The following is a 14,613-nucleotide window of genomic DNA, read 5'->3' on the forward strand; positions in this document are numbered from 1 at the left end:
GAAGCCCGCGGCCCGGACGGTTGTCCCGGGCATGAATGCACGCTGAAAATATACCCGGAGGCAGGCTGGATAGGCTTCTTAAACGCATCGCACCGCCGGCCCGCAGCGGGACGATATTCCTTTAAAATCTCTTTTCCAAGAACAAACTTCCGATCCCTTCGATGACTGCCCGAAACCGTCCGCTCGACAACCAGGATCGCAAGATCATGCGCGAGTTGCAGAAGAACGCCCGGCTGAGCAACGCCGAACTCGCCGACCTGGTCGGCATGTCGACTACCGCGTGCTGGAATCGCACGCGGCAGCTGGAAACCGAAGGCTATATTCGCGGCTATGTCGCGCTGCTCGATCAGCAGAAGCTCGGCTTCGCGGATGTCGTGCTTCTCGAAGTCACGCTCGACCGTCACGACGACGACGCGCTCGCGCGCTTCGGCGCCGAGCTGGCCACGCTGTCCGAAGTGCTCGAAGCATACCTGGTGTCCGGCGATTACGACTATCTCGTGAAGGTGGCGGTCGACGGCACCGCGGGTTACGAACGGTTCCTGCGCGAGAAGCTCTACAAGATCGCCGGCATTCGTCACAGCCGGTCGATGTTCGCGCTGCGCTGCATGAAGAGCATTCCGTCGATTGCGATCTGATGGGGCGATGAGCGCGGTGATCGACCCGCCTGGCTCGGGCCGGTCCATCGTTCCCGGCGGCGTTACTGCACGGCGCGCGACGCCGCGATGATTGCCTCGGCCACAGCCTTGGGCTGGCTCACCATCGCAACGTGACTCGCGTTCACGCGCGTCACTTTCGCGTCGATGGCTTTGGCCATCGTCTGCTGCAGGTTCGGGTCGATCATCCGGTCCTTGCCGGCAATCACGAAGTACGACGGTTTGTCGTGCCACGCGGCCTTCGTCACCTTCTCGTCGAGGCAACCGGACGCCCACGGCCCCTGCGTCGCCGCGATCTGCCGTTTTTCCGGCAACGGCAAGTCCTGCGCGAAATCTTCGAGCACCGCTTTCGTCGACAGCGTCAGATAGCCGGCGGCGTCCTTGCGCAACTCGCTCGCCCAGACCGGCGGCGGCGCGCCCTTCGTCATGTCGGCGATGGACTGGCCGCTGTCGGGCGCGAAAGCCGCCACGTAGACGAGACTTTTAACCTTATCGTCGTTGCCCGCCTCGCTGACCACGACACCGCCCCACGAATGACCGACCAGAATGACAGGCCCGTCCTGCTGATCGATCACGCGTTTTGTCGCCGATACATCGTCGGCGAGCGAACTCAGTGGATTCTGCACCGCCACCACATGAAGCCCGCGTGCTTCGAGCAGCGGAATCACCTTGTCCCAACTGGAGCCGTCGGCGAACGCGCCATGCACGAGCACGACGTTCTTGCCCTTGAGATCCTGCGGCGGCGCGGCGTGCGACGCCTGCAGCGTAAACAGCCCACCAAGCAGCAATGCGGACCCGAGGCACTTCTTCAGAAACGTGATCATTGTTTATGTCCCGACAGGATGGGAAAAGATAGAACGAAGATGGGACGACCGTCCGGGTGAAAACACGCGGACGGTCAGAGCGTGAAGTCGATCACGAATGCGCGTAGATCGAGCCGAGACCGATGACTTCCGACTGGGTCGCCGGTGCAGGGTGCTTTGCCGTACGCGAACCCGAGGCCACGTTGTTTTGCGCGACGCCGCCGTAGGATGTGGCGGCCGAACCGTTATCCGCCTGGACGTGCGCCAGCGCGGCCTCGATGTTGCGCGGGTACTGCGTGTTGTCGCTCGACGGGTTGTAGCCGGCCTTCTGAAGCTGAACCAGTTCCGCGCGAACTTCCGCACGGGTCAGCGGAGCTTGCTGCGATTGCGCGAACGATGCGACGGGGATGGCAACCAACGCGGCGACGATGAGCGATCGAACGAGTTTCATGAGTTTTCTCCGGATATCAAAGGCATTGCAAGGTTCAAGGGTTGGGTGGAACGCGACGCCGTTGCGGCATGCACGCCGTCCTGTTCCGCCTGATTCACGCACTGTTGGTGAATCAACCTTGCGTGTAGGTATCTGAACCCGCCGACGTATCTGGAATGTTTTCGCTGAGCCCGTTAATGCAAGCTTGTTTGTCTGCGTACGATGGAGATACATTGCGATACAAAAAAGCCGCTCGGGCAATCCGAGCAGCTGGTTGTGACCGATGATGCGGACGCGTCATGTCAAGCGCGATGCATTGATGATCGCGTCGGCGCATGCCCAATATCCGAAACTGGACATCGGCATGGAAATGCTGGCGCGAAGGAAGGGACCGGCGAGCATCGACGATCTGCGTGCGTATCCGCTCGCGCCGGGCCCGTTCGAATTGCTCAAACGGTTTCAGGAGCGCATGCCGATGTTCTCGACGGCCCAGGTGAACAGCGCGCGCAAGTGCAAACGCAAACGCGTCAGCGAGGCACGGCTTAATGGGCAGCAGCGCGCCAATTGTATTGGATTCCTTAGCGTCAGGTTGAATGCACGCGAGGCGCGTGCGCCTTCGAACCGTTGCCACCGCTTTCATTCGCACGTGGCGCGTATGAATAGCGATTCACGCAGCGGCTGCACCGCGGCTCTAACAGCGCCCGCTCTATAGCCCGGCATCCTACGGCAATTTGTGTCGCAGTGTATCCCGACCGTCGCCGTACACAAAACATTGCAACCGCGCGCGCCTGCCGACATAAGCCAGATACGTAGGGACGCTCCAATACAGCCATCGTCGCTAACGGAGTGTCCACCATGCACAGTACTTTCGAAACGCCGCTCGCGTTGCTGGCCGGGCTGCTGACCATCGCGTCGCCGTGCATTCTGCCGGTGATGCCGATTCTGCTCGGGACCTCGGTCGAGCGGCCGAGCCGCGTGCGTCCGCTGTTCATCGTCGCCGGCTTCATTCTGACTTTCGCGTCCTTCGCGATGCTGCTGGGCGCAGTGTCGAGCACGGTGCATGTCGCTCAACAGGTGCTGCGCAATACCGGCATCGCGTTGCTCGCGCTGTCGGGCCTTCTGCGGCTGTGGCCGCGTCCTTACGACTGGCTCGTTGCGCAATTGCAGGCGCCGCTGGAACGCGTCGGCGCGGCGATTTCGCCGGGCACGCAACCCGGCAGCGGCAATGCCGGCGGCTTCGTGCTCGGCATGTCTCTGGGCGCGGTCTGGACGCCGTGCGCAGGACCGGTACTGGCGTCGATCCTGGTGCTGGTGGTCAAGGCGCAGGACCTCGGATGGTCGGCGCTGCTGCTCACGCTGTACGCGATCGGCGCGGCCATTCCGATGCTCGCGATCATCTACGGCGGACATTACGTGACGCAACGCGTGCGCGTCGTGGCGCGGCATGCCCAACTGCTGCAACAGATATTCGGCGTCCTCGTGATGCTGACCGCGCTCGCCATCTATCTGCAATACGACGTTCTTATCTATGCGCGAATCGCCACGCTTTTCCCCTTACTCAAAGGACTTTGACATGCTCTCCCAACTCAAGACACTCGCCATTGCCGCCACTTTCGCCGCCACGGCCGCCACCGGCACCGCCGCTCTCGCCGCGCCGTTGCAGACCGGGCCGACCGCGCCGGAATTCACCGGCATCAGCCAGTGGCTCAATAGCGATCCGCTCACGCTTCAGCAATTGCGCGGCAAGGTAGTGCTGGTCGATTTCTGGACCTACACGTGTATCAACTGCATCAACACGCTGCCGTACGTGAAGAGCTGGAACCAGAAGTACAAGGATCAGGGACTGACGGTAGTGGGCGTACACACGCCCGAATATCCGTTCGAGCGCAACACCGACAACGTGAAGACCGCAATCAAACGCTTTGGCATTACTTACCCCGTCGCGCAGGACAACCAGTACTCGACGTGGAGCGCGTACAACAATCAGTACTGGCCCGCGTTCTATCTGCTCAACAAGAAGGGGCAGGTCGTCTACACGCATTTCGGCGAAGGCGATTACGCACAGACCGAAGCGGCGATCAAGGCGCTGCTCGCGCAGAAGGATTGACGCCGTCGTCTCGGTGGCATGCCGGAAGGGCCGTGGCGATGCGCGACATTGCCACGGCCTTGCCGCTGTACGGCTGCCTTTACGTCTTGTGCGCCAACGCATTCGCACGGCAACCGTCGATTGACAAACACTCGCCCCCGTTTTGTATCGCAATGTATATGTCGATCGAGCTGATACACAGCATTGCAATAGTCCCCTCTGCCGACACAACCCAGATACCTCCGCCGGTTTTAATACATCAACGACGGACGCTGATGAAAACCCACCGCAGATCTCAACCCGAATGCGGCGCGCTTCCCAGATAAACCGACGGATTCTCTTCACTCCATCCAGTTTCAGGAGAACGACATGAAAGTATCGATGATCGCTTTGGCCTTCGCCGCATTCGCTACGACGGCTTCCGCTTATGCCGTCACTTCGGTTGACGCCAATACCGCCCCGTACGACGCCCAGCAAACGCACCAGTGGACACCCGAGCACGGCAACACGACGGCTAAAACCCGTCGGGATGTTCGTCAGGAACTCGTGCGCGCGCAGAAGGATGGACAGCTCGCGGCGCTCAACAAGCTCTACCAGGGTAGCTGATTCGATTCGCAAACAGCCGTCTCTCTCCACTTATTCTTTTGAGGCTCCATCATGATCAAGCATCTCGTTGTCGCCGCACTCCTCTCCGCGAGCGCCGCGATCGTATCGCCCGCTTTTGCCGCTAGCGGCTACGGTCCCGCGCCGCACTATGACCCGCTCGCGGGCGCACCGGCTTCGCAACGCGGCCAGAGCGCCCTGACGGTTCGCTCCGAACAGGCGCAGGCAATCGCCAATGCCGACACATCGGCGCAGTCGTATGGCGGCGCGCGCGATACGTCTTCCCAGTCGGGCGCTCGCGTCGCTTCGTACGCGCCGCTCTCGACCTACTCGCATCACTAAATCAACCACGTAAAGGATATCGATCATGACTCGAATCGAAAAAGTGCTGTACACCGGCAAGACCCACACCACCGGCGGCCGCGACGGCGCCTCGCGCAGTTCCGACGCGCGCCTGGACGTCAAGCTGTCCCCGCCGGGCAGCGCGGCGGCCGGGACGAATCCGGAACAGATGCTGGCCGCCGGTTGGTCCGCATGCTTCATCGGCGCCATGGGACTCGCGGCGAAGCAATTGAAGGTCGCGCTCCCCGCTGATACCGCCGTCGACGCAGAGGTCGATCTCGGCATGACCGGCGATGCGTATTTCCTGCAGGCGCGTTTGAACGTCAGCCTGCCGGGCGTAGACCGGGAAGTCGCGCAACGCCTGGCGGACATGGCGCATCAAACGTGTCCGTACTCGAAGGCGACGCGCGGCAATATCGATGTCGTGATTACGGTCGTCTGAATTCCGACGCATAGCAAAGCATTGTGCTATTGCCCGACGCATGACTGAAGGGTTATGTGCTCGGGCAATAGCGTTTTTTTGCGCCGCATGTTCCGCGACGAAAAGAAGAAGATGTGAAACGCGTGCATCGCGTCGCCGGAAGCGTGGCGGCTTCGCTATCCACGCGCCACCATCACAGTGACATTCGCCTCGGCTTAGGCCACACTTCCTGCTCTCACCGTTTCAGGAGAACACGCCGATGGACGCCGCAAAGCGGGGACGGACACGACCTTGCGCATCGATCCCGACTTTTTCAAACTGCTGTCGACCAGCTACTCGCGCCTGCTCGGCAAACCGCTTGTACCCGAACACGTGCGCAATGAAGACGCGCCGCGCTGGCTTTACGAACAGGCGCCATTCGGTCTGCTCGCGCACGACACGAACGCAGAGCCGGTCTTCGTGTACGGCAACCTGACCGCGCCGAAGCTGTTCGAATACGATTGGGATGAACTGACCGCGCTGCCTTCCCGACTGTCGGCAGAAGCGCCCGATCGCGATGAGCGTCAAGCCTTCCTCGATCGGGTGGAGCGCGATGGTTTTGTCGCCGCGTATCGCGGCATGCGTGTGACGAAGTCGGGCAAGCGCTTCTGGATCGATAACGTGGTGGTCTGGCAATTGCACGACGAGGCCGGCGCTTATCATGGCCAGGCGGCACTCATTCCGACGACGTCGAGTGTGTGAAGTTGCGGCGCGCGTCACGCAAAACAGCGTCGCGATAATCGGCACGTTCGATCATCGCGACGCTGCAATCCGCGGAAAAGTTATGGCACGAAGCGGGTAAACACGTAATCGCGGTTCTTCACATTGGCTTCGTGACATGCGAAGCACGTTTGATGCTGCGCCAGATCGGCAGGCTGTCCGTTGACGAAGCGGCCAAAACCCCAGCCGCCCGTCGACGCATAACGGCGAGAGTCTTTCACCATCACCTGCACTGTCGTCGGCTGCCCGGGGAAGGTGGCCGTTCCGGATTCGGAGGTCTGCATCCGCTTGTAGGCGAGCTTGACCAGAACAGCTCCGTCCGGCAACGGAAACGTCGAGTTCTCCAGCGCCTTCACGGCCGCGGGATTGCCCAGCACGAGGCGGAGTTCGTCGAGCGGCGCTCCCTCTTCAGCAGGCGCGATCGCTTCCCACTTCCGGTATCCCTCGGGAATCGTCACGCCATAAATCGGCGAGCGCGCCACCTGGGTGCCTTGCGCGATGGCCGGGCCGGGCAACGCAAAAAGCAGGAATGCCGTTTGAGCTAACGCACAGGTTGTCCAGATCGTTCGCATCCAGATGTCCTCGACTCAGTGGAATAGGTGAGGCCTTCTCATTGCATCAAGACGACGGCCTAGAGATGCACGACATCGATGATCGCGTCGGCGAATGCCTTCGGCGCCTCTTGCGGCAGGTTGTGCCCGATGCCGCCCGTCAGGTTCCGGTGCTGATACCTGCCCGTGAACTTCTTCGCGTACGCGGCCGGATCGGGATGCGCCGCGCCGTTCGCGTCGCCTTCGAGCGTGATGGTCGGCACGGAAATAGTCGGCGCCATCGCGAGGCGCTTTTCCAGTTGGTCGTATTGCGGCTCGCCCTGCACCAGTCCCAGACGCCAGCGGTAGTTGTGGATCACCACCGCCACATGGTCCGGATTATTGAACGATTGCGCCGAGCGTTCGAACGTCGCGTCGTCGAAATCCCATTTCGGCGAGGCCGTGTGCCAGATCAGCTTGTTGAAGTCGTGACGGTTCGCGTCGTAACCCGCCTGGCCGCGCTCGGTGGCGAAGTAGAACTGATACCACCACGTCAGCTCGGCCTTTGGCGGCAGCGGCGCGCGGTTCGCTTCCTGACTGCCGATCAGATAGCCGCTCACCGACACCATCGCCTTGCAGCGCTCCGGCCACAGCGCGGCGATGATGTTCACGGTGCGCGCGCCCCAGTCGAAGCCGCCGAGCACCGCCTTGTCGATCTTCAGCGCATCCATCAGCGCGATGATGTCGACCGCCACCACCGCCTGCTGACCGTTGCGCGGCGTGTCCGTGGAGAGAAAGCGCGTCGAGCCATAACCGCGCAGATATGGCACGATCACGCGATAACCCGCGGCCGTGAGCAGCGGCGTGACTTCGGCGAACGCGTGAATGTCGTATGGCCAGCCGTGCAGCAGAATCACCACCGGCCCGTGCTTCGGGCCCGCTTCCGCGTAGCCGATGTTCAGCGTGCCCGCGTTGATCTGCCGAAGGTTATCGAACGACGCCACACGCGTGGCCGCCTTTGCGCCGCCGGTCGTTTCGTTGGACTGCGCGTGCGCGAGTCCGCTCAATCCCAACTCCAGCAAACTGATACCGGCAACGGTTGTACCAAGCAAACGGCGACGGCGAGTATTGATCTGTTCCGACATGGTGGTTGTTCTCCGTATTCTTGATCACGCGATGACTGGGTTCTCACGAAAGAGAAGCTGGCTTGAATAATGAAAGCCCGCATTGCGCATTGCGGCCGTGGCCGCAATGTAGTTCGATACGGCAGAGCGCGGGCAAATCCGCGCCCTGCCGGCTGATCACTTATGGTTTGGCGTAAACCGGACCGAGGCCGATAACCTCCGTTTGCACAGCACGCGATCCGGCTGCCGAAGTACCGGCGGTCGAAGCGCCGTACGACGACACCGACAGGCTCGTCTGCGCATTCAGGCGCGCTTGGGCCACTTCGATGTTCTTCGGATATTGCGTTGAATCGCTGGCGGGGTTGTAGCCGACGCTTTGCAGTTCGACCAATTGCGCGCGGACTTCGGCGCGCGTCAGCGGCTGATTCGACTGAGCGAACGACAATGCCGGGACGGCGACGACAGCGGCGACGACGAGCGATTGAATGAGTTTCATGATGTTCACCTGAAAGAGAATTTGATTGCCGCAAACATCTCGAGCATCTGTTTGCGTTCCGTTGCTTGCCAGCTCATCTGGCTTGGAAGTATTAGACCGCGCCGACGTATCAGGTGTGTGTCGGCAAAGACCGGCTATGCAACGTTATGTACCAGCCGGTCGCGCAGATACATTGCGATACAAAAGTGCCCGCGCCGCCGGTGGCACGGGGTTTCTCCGCGCTTGAGCCGCGCGTACAGTCGAATAAATGGTGTGCCAGGTGTCATGAGTGACTCACCAGGCAGCGCCGTCATTCGGCTTGCCGGAACATCACTGTATAATAGTCTTCACAGACTTCTGTTCTGCCGCCTTTTTCGCCGATCCTTATCCGCTCTATGAGAAGGTGCGTCAGGCCGGCGCGCTGCTTCCCGTCGGCCCCAACGTGCGCGTCGCCGGCTGCTTCGGGATCATCGACGCGTTGCTGCGCGACCGGCGCATGGGCAAGACATATTTGCAATCGCTGAAAAATAGCGACTGTCTCTAATCAGTAGTCCTTGTGCCGGTCGTGTCGCGGTGAGCGATGCCTTGCATGTCGGGCAAGGAGCTCAACCATCGCGCAACGGCTTCTGGCAAGCAGCCAACACCGCGCCGGCCGCCAGCAGCAACGCGGAATAAACCAACCCGCGCGCAAGCCCCGCTCCATCCGATACCCAGCCGATCACCATCGGCCCAACGATCTGCCCGAACGCGAACACGATCGTGAACGCGCTAATGCCCTTGGCCCAGTGACTCGCGGGCAGATTGTGGCGCACGAACGCCGTGGTCGACGCGACCGCCGACAAAAACGTCGCGCCGAACAGCACCCCGGACACGAACGCCACCCACGGTTGCGTGAACAACGCGGGCAGCAACGTCGCCACCGCGAGCAGCGCGTTGAGCACTGCGAGCGCCTGACCGCCGCGCATGCGATCGAGCAACCCGGACCACACGCGCGCCGACACCACGGTCGCGACGCCCAGCAGCAGATAGAAACCCGTCACGACTGCCGCGCTCATGCCCGCATTGCGCAGCAGCGCGACGATGAACGTCATGTAGCCGATATAGCCGACGCCGAACAGACCGTAGCCCGTCAACGCAGCGCTGAAACGCGGCCAGCGCGGCGCGTCGGTTGCGCCGCTCGTGCGTGCGGCCGATCCAGCACTCGCATGCACGCTTTCGATTTTGCGCGCCGCGCCGATCGCCACCGCGGCGAACACGACGCACGCGGCCGCCAGCGCGAACCACGCGAATTGCCAGCCGTGCGCAACGTCGAAGATGGTCAACGGCACGAGCACCGACGACGCCACGATGCCCCATCCCGTGCCGCCGTAGTACAGGCCGAGGACAAGCCCGGCGTCGTGCGGCCTCGCCGATGCGAGCCGCGCCGCCAGCACGCCGCCGCTAATGAAGATCGCCGCGCTGCTCGCGCCGGTGATCACGCGCAACGCGAGCAACGAGTTCGTGTCGGCGAGCAAACCGCTGCCGGCCATTAACAGTGCGGTGGCCGCGCAACCGCCGCCGAACAGCGCACCGGCCGACCAACGGCGCGCGAGTCGCGGGAAGGCCAGCGCGCCGAGCAGGTAGCCGAGCGCATTGGCGGTGTTCATCGCGCCCGCTTGAGCGAAGCTCCAGCCGAGGTCGAGCTTCATCGACGGCAAGAGCAGCGCGTACGCAAAGCGCGCGAGCCCCAGCGCGATTGCGCTGCCTAGCGACAGCGCTGCGGCGAGCATCAAGGTGGGCACGCGTTGCGCGGCTTCGGTGGAGGTGGGGTTCGGGGCGGTGTCGAGTGAGGTCGGCGGCATTGGCGGGCGTGAGTGGGCAAAATCCTGCAAGACAGTTTCGGCGATGAGGCTCGTTGCGGCACTTCGCCATCATATCTGGGGGCGCTTGGCGCGGCTGACAGTTAGTTGCCTTTTTTTCTGGAACCGGAGCGCGCGGCTTCAAGCTGCTTATGTTTGCTACTCGTCCTTATGAAGCCGGGCGCGGCGGGCAGACCGTCGCGGCGGCTGGCCCGCTGCAAAAAGTCTGTCCGGGCTCTGCTTCGCCTAAATGCGAATGATTTGCATTTAGGCGAAATTTGGCCCATGATTCACCCCATGCCATCAGCCGAACAAGAAATCATGACGATGCTAGACCTGAGCCTCGCCGATACTAAAACCGATACCAAAACCGCTCATCCGACGTCGAGGACGGCAACGCCCGCTGCGGCCGCCGCCCTCGACGTGCTGCTGTCGCGCCAATCCCACTGGCCTCTGACCGAACCTGGACCGCTCGATACCGAACTCGAGCTGATCGTCGACGCAGCGTTGCGCGCGCCCGATCACGGCAATCTGCGGCCCTGGCGATTCGTGACGATTCGCGGCGACGCGCGCGGTCGTCTCGGCGACCTGCTGGTCGATCTCGCCTGCGCCCGTGCGCCTGACGAGCCGCGCTCCGCGCACGCGCATCGTCGGCAGAAGGCGTTTGCCGCGCCGCTGGTGATCGCGCTCGGCGCGGCGCTCACGGCGCATCCGAAAGTGCCCGAGGTCGAGCAGTTGCTCGCCGCGGGCGCGGCGGCGATGAACATGCTGAATGCAATCCACGCGCTCGGTTATGGCGGTTTCTGGTCCACCGGACCGGACTGCTACGAAGCGTACCTGCACGACGCGCTCGGCTTCGCGCCGAACGAGCGAATGCTCGGCTTCCTGTTCGTCGGCACACCGAAAACGCCGGGGCAGGCTCCAGCGCGTCCGTCGCGCAACCAGCACGTGCGTGAATGGCGGCCGCCGCAGCCGGCCTGAGTGAAACGCGCGGCCGCCTGCATCGGCAATACGAGTACGCCGATCCTTGCGCACGCCGCCAGACATCCGATCCGACGCAGGCTTGCGTCATCGCCGATCCGTCGCACGCGACATGCGCTGGCCTGTGACGCGGCAACCGTCCCATCCGGCCGGCGCGACTCTTTGGACCGTGTCCATTCAGGAGCATCGATGAACTTCCGCTCTCAATACAGCAGCCGTCCCGAACTGATCGACGATCATCAGCCCGACACCACCGACGCCCCCGAGCGCACGGTGCTGAGCGCCGTTCGCACATGGCTGCGGCCCGCCTGCGAGAGCGCGCGCGGCGGCGTCAACTGGCGCGACATCCTGGGCGGCGTCGGCTTGCGGCAGGACGGCATCGAGCATTTCGATCTGCTGATGCGCTCGCTGATGCACGTGTCCTATCGACCGCTCGACATGCGTTGCCGCTGCGCCAGCGATCTCGGCAAGGACGAAGCGGTGATTCTGCAAACTATCGCACTCCTACAGAAAACCCATAGCGGCGCGGCGCTGCGCATGTTGAGCGAATGGCTGCCCGCGCCTGCCGTGAGCGGCGTGCTGAAACTGATTCGCTGGTTCGCAATCGATCTGCTCGACGCCGGTATGGAACTCGACGTGCAAGCGCGCCGCGTCACGTACATGCATTGAGGACCGAAGCCCATGTCATTGGAACTGGATCTGGCCGTGCCGGCGTCGGCAACGACATCGGCGCGTGACAGCGACGGCTCGCGCGACGCTGGATACGTGCCCGCCGGACACGTCCGGCAGCCCGCCGGCGTCGCGCATGCGATCGTCGACGCAGCCGTGCCCGCCCTCCTGTCGCATCCGCTGACGCGCCACTATCCGCGCAGCGTCACCGCGCCGCGTGCCGGCGAGCTGCATCTCTGGCGATTCCGTTGCGAATGGCTGCCGGTGCCGGTGCAGGAAGGCGATAGCTGGCTCGCGAAGTCCGAACGCGAACGCGCGCGGCTGCATCCGAACGCTGCGTTGCGCAAACGTTTTATCAGCGCGCGCGTGGTGGTGCGCTGGATCGTCGGCCAGCTGTTCGACTGCGAGCCGCGCGGCGTCGATCTGCAAGACGATGGCAACGAGAAACTGCGCGCGCGGCATCCTCGCGACGGTCGCGGCATCACGATCGATATCGCGTACGGCGGCATCTGGATCGTGATCGGAATTGCGTCGGCGACGCTGGGCCTGAGCGTGGTCGTACCGTCGCCCGGCGCCGCGCCTGACGAGACGGCGGAGAAATCGCGCCGCCACGTCCGCTACCGCAGCCTGTGCAACGCGTTGCGTTATGCGCCGGTGGATATCGACGGCGAGCTGTTGTCGGCTGGCCCGGCGAATTGTGCTTTCGATCTCGCGGATCACGGCTACTGGCATATGCTCGATCTGCCGATGAGCGGCAAGATTCGCGCGGCGGTCGCGCTCGCGCAGCCGCTTACGGTGGTGCACACGTTTGGATGGCCGAAAGGTTTGGCGCTGGGTGGATTGGACGCTTAGCGCTTCCGTCAATCCAACGCAGTTTCAAGCGGCCAGTGAATGCGCACCCGCACTGCGCGCCGGCGCATCGGCGACACCTTCGCGCGCATGCCGCAGCGCTTCGATCAGCGTCGCGTGATCGCCGATGTGATTGGCGAGCAGCAGGATCAATTGCGCATTGGCCGATTGGCTCTGCGCGTCATCGAGATCGCGGTGCATGTCGATTAGCGCCTCGTAGAAATCGTCTGGGCGAGCGAGATTCGGTTGCGTGTTTAGGGCCATGTCTGTCTCCTGCTATTTTTTGCTGCTGCGCCGTGTGCGTGCTACTTCGCGCCGGAGCCTGTCTTCAGGCCGTGCCTTCGACGCACAACGCGCGCTTGAGCGCCTGCCCGACGGCGCCCGCATCGAGTTGCCGCCAACGCGCGCACACATGCTGGTCGGGACGAACCAGATAGAAGGTGCCGTGCGTCGCGTCGTAGCGCTGGCGCGCGAGGCCTTCGGTATCGTGAACCACGCGCATGTCGTCGACTGCCGCGACCTGCACATTGCCACGCGCCACCACGACGAGCTTCAACGGAATCGGCCCTGCCCGCAGGGCCTCCAACGCCGCCCGCATCGCCGGATTGACACCCTGCTCGTCGCAGAACAACACGCCGGTGAATTGCTGGCCGAGTTGCTGCAACAGCCACGCGGATTGCCCGGCCAACTGCACCGGCGCATCGACACACGACGCGCCCGGCACCATCGCGCCGTCGAAGCGCTCGCGGTCCGCCGTATTCAGCGGGGAGTCGCGCAACACCGCCGGCACCGACAGCCGCCCGCTATTGGCCAACTGACGCGCAAACGGATGTTGTCGCGACAGCTTCAGCACCGCATCGCGAAACACGCGGCTCACGGGACTCTTCGGCGTGATGAAATCGGTGGAGCGGGTCGAGTTGCGGATGTTTTCGTCGGCGGCAAATTCGCGCTCGCTCGCATAGGTGTCGAGCAACACGTGTGATGCCCGGCCGTCGAGCACCATCGCGAGCTTCCACGCGAGGTTCTCCGCGTCCTGCACACCGCTATTCGCGCCGCGCGCGCCGAACGGCGACACGCCATGCGCGGAGTCGCCAGCGAATAGCACGTTGCCGTGCCGGAAGCGCTCCATTCGCGAACACGAAAATGTGTAGACGCTGACCCATTCCAGTTCGAACTTCGCGTCCGGTCCGAGCAATGCGCGCACGCGCGGAATCACCCGCTCCGGCGTTCTTTCCAGCACGGGATCGGCGTCCCATCCCAGTTGGAAATCAATCCGCCACACGTTGTCCGGCTGACGATGCAACAGCACCGACTGGTTCGGATGAAACGGCGGATCGAACCAGAACCAGCGCTCGGTCGGAAAGTCCGCTTCCATCTTCACGTCGGCGATCAGGAAGCGATCCTTGAATGTCACGCCCTTGCTGTCGAGTCCCATCAGCTTGCGCATCGGACTGCGCGACCCGTCGGCGGCAACCACATAACGGCCGCGCAACGGATACTGCCCATCGGGTGTTTCGACCGTCAGCGTCACGCCGGCCTCACATGCGCCCGACGTGCCTGGCGTGCCGTGCTGCTGCACGCCGACCACCTTGCTCTTCCAGCGAATCTCCAGGTTCGGCATCTGCTGCGCGCGTTCGAGCAGGAAGCCTTCGACATAGTACTGCTGCAAGTTGATGAACGCGGGCCGGTGATGACCCGCTTCCGGTTGCAGATTGAATGTGTACACCAGTTCGTCTTTGAGGAACACCTTGCCGACATTCCAGCTGATGCCCTTGTCCACCATACGCTGCCCGCAGCCGAGCCGATCGAAGATATCGAGCGAGCGCTTCGAAAAGCAGATCGCCCGCGATCCTGTGGATAACGAACAATCGTCGTCGACCAGCACGACCGGCACATCCTGCTGCGCGAGATCGATCGCGGTGGCGAGGCCCACCGGCCCCGCGCCGACCACGATCACCGGATGGACCGCCTGCTCCGCCACGTCAGGTCCGCTCTGTTCAGCGCACGGCCGGTAATCGAACGACAGCGTCTGGTAGTTGATGCTCATCTC

20 protein-coding genes are annotated in these 14,613 nt (G+C 63.0%); 12 read left to right on the plus strand and 8 right to left on the minus strand.

The annotated features are described in order from the left end of the window. Positions 1–161: 161 nt before the first annotated feature. A complete protein-coding gene (locus BGI01S_RS14295) occupies positions 162–635 on the plus strand; it encodes an Lrp/AsnC family transcriptional regulator (RefSeq protein WP_042326414.1) in 474 nt (157 codons plus the stop codon). 62 nt (positions 636–697) lie between these two features. Here the strand turns inward: BGI01S_RS14295 and BGI01S_RS14300 are convergent, their stop codons facing one another. Both BGI01S_RS14300 and BGI01S_RS14305 read right to left on the minus strand, forming a co-directional pair. Further along, on the minus strand, positions 698–1,477 hold the full coding sequence (locus tag BGI01S_RS14300; protein ID WP_042326415.1) for an alpha/beta fold hydrolase: 780 nt from the start codon (positions 1,475–1,477) through the stop codon (positions 698–700). Positions 1,478–1,568: 91 nt separating this feature from the next. Continuing rightward, on the minus strand, positions 1,569–1,907 hold the full coding sequence (locus BGI01S_RS14305) for a DUF4148 domain-containing protein (protein ID WP_042326416.1): 339 nt from the start codon (positions 1,905–1,907) through the stop codon (positions 1,569–1,571). 343 nt (positions 1,908–2,250) lie between these two features. Here BGI01S_RS14305 and BGI01S_RS14310 point away from each other — a divergent pair, with 343 nt between their 5' ends. The 7 genes from BGI01S_RS14310 to BGI01S_RS14340 all read left to right on the plus strand — a co-directional run bounded on the left by BGI01S_RS14310 (position 2,251) and on the right by BGI01S_RS14340 (position 6,079). After that, positions 2,251–2,598 (plus strand): hypothetical protein, encoded by a 348-nt coding sequence (locus BGI01S_RS14310; protein ID WP_167335649.1) that lies wholly within the window; start codon positions 2,251–2,253, stop codon positions 2,596–2,598. A 143-nt stretch (positions 2,599–2,741) separates the two neighbouring features. After that, positions 2,742–3,458 (plus strand): cytochrome c biogenesis CcdA family protein, encoded by a 717-nt coding sequence (locus tag BGI01S_RS14315; protein ID WP_042326418.1) that lies wholly within the window; start codon positions 2,742–2,744, stop codon positions 3,456–3,458. A gap of 1 nt (position 3,459) precedes the next feature. Further along, positions 3,460–3,993: a thioredoxin family protein gene (locus tag BGI01S_RS14320; RefSeq protein WP_042326419.1), complete on the plus strand. Its 534-nt coding sequence runs from the start codon at positions 3,460–3,462 to the stop codon at positions 3,991–3,993. 348 nt (positions 3,994–4,341) lie between these two features. Next, complete coding sequence (locus BGI01S_RS14325) at positions 4,342–4,578, plus strand: DUF4148 domain-containing protein (protein WP_042326420.1); 237 nt, start codon at positions 4,342–4,344, stop codon at positions 4,576–4,578. Positions 4,579–4,629: 51 nt separating this feature from the next. After that, positions 4,630–4,917, plus strand: a complete 288-nt coding sequence (locus tag BGI01S_RS14330; RefSeq protein ID WP_042326421.1) for a hypothetical protein — start codon at positions 4,630–4,632, stop codon at positions 4,915–4,917. Positions 4,918–4,942: 25 nt separating this feature from the next. Beyond that, on the plus strand, positions 4,943–5,359 hold the full coding sequence (locus BGI01S_RS14335) for an organic hydroperoxide resistance protein (RefSeq protein ID WP_042326422.1): 417 nt from the start codon (positions 4,943–4,945) through the stop codon (positions 5,357–5,359). A 270-nt stretch (positions 5,360–5,629) separates the two neighbouring features. Beyond that, positions 5,630–6,079: an MEKHLA domain-containing protein gene (locus tag BGI01S_RS14340; protein ID WP_042326423.1), complete on the plus strand. Its 450-nt coding sequence runs from the start codon at positions 5,630–5,632 to the stop codon at positions 6,077–6,079. 80 nt (positions 6,080–6,159) lie between these two features. Here the strand turns inward: BGI01S_RS14340 and BGI01S_RS14345 are convergent, their stop codons facing one another. The 3 genes from BGI01S_RS14345 to BGI01S_RS14355 form a co-directional block, all read right to left on the minus strand. Beyond that, on the minus strand, positions 6,160–6,669 hold the full coding sequence (locus BGI01S_RS14345; RefSeq protein WP_042326424.1) for a cytochrome P460 family protein: 510 nt from the start codon (positions 6,667–6,669) through the stop codon (positions 6,160–6,162). Positions 6,670–6,728: 59 nt separating this feature from the next. After that, positions 6,729–7,772 carry an alpha/beta fold hydrolase gene (locus BGI01S_RS14350; protein WP_042326425.1) on the minus strand — a complete coding sequence of 348 codons (1,044 nt, stop codon included), beginning with the start codon at positions 7,770–7,772 and terminating at the stop codon, positions 6,729–6,731. Positions 7,773–7,932: 160 nt separating this feature from the next. Continuing rightward, positions 7,933–8,247 (minus strand): DUF4148 domain-containing protein, encoded by a 315-nt coding sequence (locus BGI01S_RS14355; protein ID WP_042326823.1) that lies wholly within the window; start codon positions 8,245–8,247, stop codon positions 7,933–7,935. 268 nt (positions 8,248–8,515) lie between these two features. On the opposite strand from BGI01S_RS14355, the gene BGI01S_RS29580 reads away from it, so the two are divergent. Continuing rightward, entirely contained in the window at positions 8,516–8,770 is a 255-nt protein-coding gene (locus BGI01S_RS29580) for a hypothetical protein (RefSeq protein ID WP_232624424.1), read from the plus strand. A 61-nt stretch (positions 8,771–8,831) separates the two neighbouring features. Here the strand turns inward: BGI01S_RS29580 and BGI01S_RS14360 are convergent, their stop codons facing one another. Then, positions 8,832–10,067 (minus strand): YbfB/YjiJ family MFS transporter, encoded by a 1,236-nt coding sequence (locus tag BGI01S_RS14360; protein WP_042326426.1) that lies wholly within the window; start codon positions 10,065–10,067, stop codon positions 8,832–8,834. A 318-nt stretch (positions 10,068–10,385) separates the two neighbouring features. On the opposite strand from BGI01S_RS14360, the gene BGI01S_RS14365 reads away from it, so the two are divergent. The 3 genes from BGI01S_RS14365 (at position 10,386) to BGI01S_RS14375 (ending at position 12,566) form a co-directional block, all read left to right on the plus strand. Next, positions 10,386–11,045: a nitroreductase family protein gene (locus tag BGI01S_RS14365; RefSeq protein WP_084585383.1), complete on the plus strand. Its 660-nt coding sequence runs from the start codon at positions 10,386–10,388 to the stop codon at positions 11,043–11,045. Positions 11,046–11,234: 189 nt separating this feature from the next. Continuing rightward, positions 11,235–11,714, plus strand: a complete 480-nt coding sequence (locus tag BGI01S_RS14370; RefSeq protein ID WP_042326427.1) for a hypothetical protein — start codon at positions 11,235–11,237, stop codon at positions 11,712–11,714. 12 nt (positions 11,715–11,726) lie between these two features. Continuing rightward, positions 11,727–12,566, plus strand: a complete 840-nt coding sequence (locus BGI01S_RS14375) for a 4'-phosphopantetheinyl transferase family protein (RefSeq protein ID WP_042326428.1) — start codon at positions 11,727–11,729, stop codon at positions 12,564–12,566. A gap of 24 nt (positions 12,567–12,590) precedes the next feature. On the opposite strand, the gene BGI01S_RS14380 is transcribed toward BGI01S_RS14375, so the two are convergent. Both BGI01S_RS14380 and BGI01S_RS14385 read right to left on the minus strand, forming a co-directional pair. Further along, positions 12,591–12,827, minus strand: coding sequence for a DUF2783 domain-containing protein (locus BGI01S_RS14380; protein WP_042326429.1), 237 nt, complete (start codon positions 12,825–12,827; stop codon positions 12,591–12,593). A gap of 64 nt (positions 12,828–12,891) precedes the next feature. Then, the gene (locus BGI01S_RS14385) at positions 12,892–14,610 is read right to left on the minus strand and encodes an FAD-dependent oxidoreductase (RefSeq protein ID WP_042326430.1); all 1,719 of its coding nucleotides are present in this window, start codon (positions 14,608–14,610) and stop codon (positions 12,892–12,894) included. Positions 14,611–14,613 lie beyond the last annotated feature (3 nt).

Origin of the sequence: Paraburkholderia ginsengisoli NBRC 100965 (assembly GCF_000739735.1) — a bacterium.
Taxonomy (GTDB): Bacteria; Pseudomonadota; Gammaproteobacteria; order Burkholderiales; family Burkholderiaceae; genus Paraburkholderia; species Paraburkholderia ginsengisoli.

Bases quoted from the DNA above. Each gene is read 5' to 3' on its own strand.
- BGI01S_RS14345 (WP_042326424.1), bottom strand. From the start codon at position 6,669: ATGCGAACGATCTGGACAACCTGTGCGTTAGCTCAAACGGCATTCCTG.
- BGI01S_RS14300 (WP_042326415.1), bottom strand. From the start codon at position 1,477: ATGATCACGTTTCTGAAGAAGTGCCTCGGGTCCGCATTGCTGCTTGGT.
- BGI01S_RS14320 (WP_042326419.1), top strand. From the start codon at position 3,460: ATGCTCTCCCAACTCAAGACACTCGCCATTGCCGCCACTTTCGCCGCC.
- BGI01S_RS14370 (WP_042326427.1), top strand. From the start codon at position 11,235: ATGAACTTCCGCTCTCAATACAGCAGCCGTCCCGAACTGATCGACGAT.
- BGI01S_RS14335 (WP_042326422.1), top strand. From the start codon at position 4,943: ATGACTCGAATCGAAAAAGTGCTGTACACCGGCAAGACCCACACCACC.
- BGI01S_RS14350 (WP_042326425.1), bottom strand. From the start codon at position 7,772: ATGTCGGAACAGATCAATACTCGCCGTCGCCGTTTGCTTGGTACAACC.
- BGI01S_RS14310 (WP_167335649.1), top strand. From the start codon at position 2,251: ATGGAAATGCTGGCGCGAAGGAAGGGACCGGCGAGCATCGACGATCTG.
- BGI01S_RS14375 (WP_042326428.1), top strand. From the start codon at position 11,727: ATGTCATTGGAACTGGATCTGGCCGTGCCGGCGTCGGCAACGACATCG.
- BGI01S_RS14355 (WP_042326823.1), bottom strand. From the start codon at position 8,247: ATGAAACTCATTCAATCGCTCGTCGTCGCCGCTGTCGTCGCCGTCCCG.
- BGI01S_RS14330 (WP_042326421.1), top strand. From the start codon at position 4,630: ATGATCAAGCATCTCGTTGTCGCCGCACTCCTCTCCGCGAGCGCCGCG.
- BGI01S_RS14385 (WP_042326430.1), bottom strand. From the start codon at position 14,610: ATGAGCATCAACTACCAGACGCTGTCGTTCGATTACCGGCCGTGCGCT.
- BGI01S_RS14380 (WP_042326429.1), bottom strand. From the start codon at position 12,827: ATGGCCCTAAACACGCAACCGAATCTCGCTCGCCCAGACGATTTCTAC.
- BGI01S_RS14315 (WP_042326418.1), top strand. From the start codon at position 2,742: ATGCACAGTACTTTCGAAACGCCGCTCGCGTTGCTGGCCGGGCTGCTG.
- BGI01S_RS14360 (WP_042326426.1), bottom strand. From the start codon at position 10,067: ATGCCGCCGACCTCACTCGACACCGCCCCGAACCCCACCTCCACCGAA.
- BGI01S_RS14325 (WP_042326420.1), top strand. From the start codon at position 4,342: ATGAAAGTATCGATGATCGCTTTGGCCTTCGCCGCATTCGCTACGACG.
- BGI01S_RS14365 (WP_084585383.1), top strand. From the start codon at position 10,386: ATGACGATGCTAGACCTGAGCCTCGCCGATACTAAAACCGATACCAAA.
- BGI01S_RS14305 (WP_042326416.1), bottom strand. From the start codon at position 1,907: ATGAAACTCGTTCGATCGCTCATCGTCGCCGCGTTGGTTGCCATCCCC.
- BGI01S_RS14295 (WP_042326414.1), top strand. From the start codon at position 162: ATGACTGCCCGAAACCGTCCGCTCGACAACCAGGATCGCAAGATCATG.